This window comes from Jiangella ureilytica (assembly GCF_004348545.1).
Lineage (GTDB): Bacteria > Actinomycetota > Actinomycetes > Jiangellales > Jiangellaceae > Jiangella > Jiangella ureilytica.
In genome coordinates, this window is the sequence record NZ_SMKL01000142.1 from 1 (window position 1) to 3,466 (window position 3,466).

The 3,466-nt window shown below is 74.1% G+C and carries 4 protein-coding genes; all 4 read left to right on the plus strand.

Annotation, left to right across the window (positions count from 1 at the left end):
* The coding region (locus E1212_RS28945; protein ID WP_131988989.1) for a helix-turn-helix domain-containing protein at window positions 1–354 on the plus strand (354 nt) is incomplete at its 5' end.
* Window positions 355–364: 10 nt separating this feature from the next.
* On the plus strand, window positions 365–1,213 hold the full coding sequence (locus E1212_RS28950) for an oxidoreductase (protein WP_131988991.1): 849 nt from the start codon (window positions 365–367) through the stop codon (window positions 1,211–1,213).
* A 181-nt stretch (window positions 1,214–1,394) separates the two neighbouring features.
* Window positions 1,395–2,666 (plus strand): MFS transporter, encoded by a 1,272-nt coding sequence (locus E1212_RS28955; protein ID WP_131988993.1) that lies wholly within the window; start codon window positions 1,395–1,397, stop codon window positions 2,664–2,666.
* A gap of 9 nt (window positions 2,667–2,675) precedes the next feature.
* Window positions 2,676–3,466 (plus strand): DUF4432 family protein (locus E1212_RS28960; protein WP_131988995.1); only part of this gene is annotated, 791 nt, incomplete at its 3' end.

A 3,466-nucleotide genomic window follows, 5' to 3' on the forward strand; every position in this document is an offset into this window, starting at 1 on the left:
CGGCGGGCCCGCGAGTACCTGCACGAGCACCGGGCCGGCACCGTCAGCCTGGCCGACCTCGCCCGCATCGGCGAGCTGAGCCCGTACCACCTGACCCGGCTGTTCACCGCCGACGTCGGCATGCCGCCGCACGCCTACCAGCTGCAGCTGCGCGTCGACCACGCCAAGCGGCTGCTCCTGGCCGGGCGTCCGGTCAGCGACGCCGGCCACGAGGCGGGGTTCTTCGACCTGAGCCACTTCACCCGGCACTTCAAGCGCTACGTCGGCGTCGCGCCCGGCACGTACGCCCGCGAGGCCGCCGGTCGTGCCGACGGGCGCAAGAACGTACATTCCCGGACGGCCGGCGCTCCGTAGGGTCGCAGGCATGATCACCCCTGCCACCGGCCGTGTCTGGCTGGTCACCGGTGCGTCGTCCGGGTTCGGCCGCGCCATCACGCACGCCGCCCTGGCCACCGGTGACGCCGTCGTCGCGACCACCCGCAAGCCCGGCGCGCTGGACGACCTGGCCGGCCGGTTCCCCGGCCGCGTCGCCGCCGTCGAGCTGGACGTCACCGACACCGCCCGCATCCCCGCCGCCGTCGACGCCGCCACCGAGGCGTTCGGCCGCATCGACGTTCTCGTGAACAACGCCGGCCGCGCGCTGATCGGCGCGGCCGAGGAGACCACCGACCAGGAGCTGCGCGACCTCATGGACGTGCACTTCTTCGGCCCAGCGGCGCTGGTCCGCGCCGTCCTGCCGGGCATGCGGGCACGGCGGTCGGGCGCGATCGTGCAGATCAGCAGCATGGGCGGGCGGCTGTCGTTCGCCGCGGTGTCGGCCTACTCGGCGACGAAGTTCGCACTGGAGGGTTACTCGGAGGCGCTGGCGGCGGAGCTGGCGCCGTTCGGGATCCGGGTGCTGATCGTCGAGCCCGGCGCCTTCCGGACCGGCCTGCACGGCGAGGCGATGCGCATGACCGCCGCCCACCCCGCCTACGACGCCGTGGTCGGGCCGATCCGGGCCATGCAGGCCGGGTTCGACGGCGCCCAGCCCGGCGACCCGGCCAAGGCGGCCGCCGCCATCCGCGCCGCCCTGGATGCCGCCGACCCGCCGCTGCGACTGCCCCTGGGCAACGACGCGGCGGACGCGGTGCGCGACAGCCTCGACCGGCTGCGGGCGGAGTTCCGCGCCTGGGAGCCGGTCGCGCGCGGCACCGACCTCGACCCCGTCTGATCCTCGGCTCGCGAGTGGTTCGGCCCTTGCTCCGACCGTCTCGTACGTGGTGACGGCACGCCGATCACGACTCCAGCAGCTCGCGGTGGCCCCGGCCGGACAGCCGGAGTAGCGGCTCGGTAGACGCACCCTCGCGCGCCCTGGCGGAGCGACGCCAGCACGGCACTGGAAGGATGTCCAGGTGCGCCGGCTGCTGTTGGACCTTACGCCGCTCAAGGTCAGCGTTCCGTACCGGCGGCTCTGGATCGGCATCTCGCTCTCGGGCATCGGCACCCACCTGACCACCGTCGCCGTCGGGTTGCAGGTGTACGACCTGACCGGGTCGACGTTCAACGTGGGGCTGGTCGGGCTGTTCGCACTGGTGCCGCTCATGGCGCTGGGCCTCTACGGCGGCGCGATCGTCGACGCGTACGACCGGCGGCGGGTGGTCATCGTCAGCTCGCTCGGCCTGCTGCTCGTGGCGTGCGGGTTCGCCGTGCAGGCGTGGCTGGGCCTCGGGCAGGTGTGGCTGCTCTACGCGCTGGTCGCCGTCCAGAACGGGTTCTTCGCGGTCAACTCCCCCGCCCGGACGGCGATCATCCCGCGGCTGCTGCCGGGGACGCTGCTGCCGGCGGCCAACGCGCTGGGCAGCATGTCGATGAGCCTGGGCCTGACGGTGGGCCCGCTGCTCGCCGGCCTGCTGATCGACACCGTCGGCTACGGATGGACGTACAGCATCGAGGCGGTGCTGCTCACCGTCGCGTTGACGACGCTCGCGGCGCTGCCGCCGATGCCGCCGCACGGGCGGGTGCGGCGGGCCGGGCTGAGCTCGGTGCTCGAGGGCCTCTCGTACCTGCGCTCCCGCCCGAACGTGCGCATGACGTTCATCGTCGACCTGTGCGCGATGGTGCTGGCGATGCCCCGCGTGCTGTTCCCGGCGGTCGCGGCGTCGGTGCTGGGCGGCGGGTCGACGACGGTGGGCATCCTGGTCGCCGGCATGGCCGTCGGCGCGTTCCTGGCGGGCCTGTTCTCGGGACCGCTGGGCCACGTGCGCCGGCAGGGGTTCGCCGTCGTCGTCGCGATCATCGCGTGGGCGCTGTCGGTGGTCGCGTTCGGCGTGGTCCTGGTGCTCGTGCCGAGACCCGACGACGGCACCGTGCACTGGGCGCTGTGGCCGGCGGTGGTCTGCATGGTGCTGGCCGGCGCCGCCGACACCGTCAGCGCCGTCTTCCGCATGACGATCCTGCAGGCCGCCACCCCCGACGAGCTGCGCGGCCGGCTGCAGGGCGTGTTCATCGTCGTGGTGGCGGGAGGGCCCCGGCTGGGCGACCTCGTCCTCGGCTCGCTGGCCGAGCTCAGCGGCGAGGCGTGGGCCGCGATCATCGGCGGGCTGGTGTGCGTGGTCGTCGTGACGTCACTGGCCGTGACGCAGCGCCGGTTCGTCCGCTACGACGCGCGGCACCCGGAGCCCTAAGGTATCGGCGTGACCGAACCGAGCGTGTCCACCTACCGCGGCTGGGAGATCGTCCACCTCACGTCCGACCAGCTCGAGGTCGACGTCGTACCGGGCAAGGGCGGCGACGTCACGTCGGTGCGCTGGCGCCCGCTCGGCATCGACGTCCTGTGGCGCACACGCTGGGGCCTGCGTCCGCGCGGTGAGCACACCACCGTCGGCAGCAGCGAGGCGCTGCTCTCGCAGGCCTACCCGGGCGGCTGGCAGACGGTGTTCCCCAACGCCGGCTCCCCGAGCATCGAGCACGGCGTCGAGTGGGGCATGCACGGCGAGGCCTGGCTGGCCTCCTACGACTGGGCGATCGACGACGGCGTCAGCCCCGGCGCCGCGGGGGTCGAGCTGCGCACCGACCTCGTCCGCTCCCCCTTCTCCGTCGTCAAGCGGGTCACCGTGGAGGGCCCGGCGGTCACGGTGACCGAGACGGCCACCAACGACGGCGCGGAGCCGGTCGAGGTGACATGGAGCCAGCATCCGGCGTTCGGCGCGCCGCTCGTCGGACCGGCGGCCCGCGTCGAGGCGGCGGCCCGTACCGTCTGGCTCGACCCGGCCACCCCGTCGGCCTGGCCGCTGCTGCCCGGTGGCGCCGACCTGAGCCGGGTCCCGGCGCCCGGCTCCGGGGTCAGCCGGCTGGCGTTCCTGGCCGACTTCGCCGAGGGCCGCGCCGGCATCGTCAACGACGAGCTGGGCCTGCGCGCCGACCTCACCTGGGACACGTCGCTGATGCCGCACGCGTGGTACTGGCTGGAGGCGGGCGGCATCAG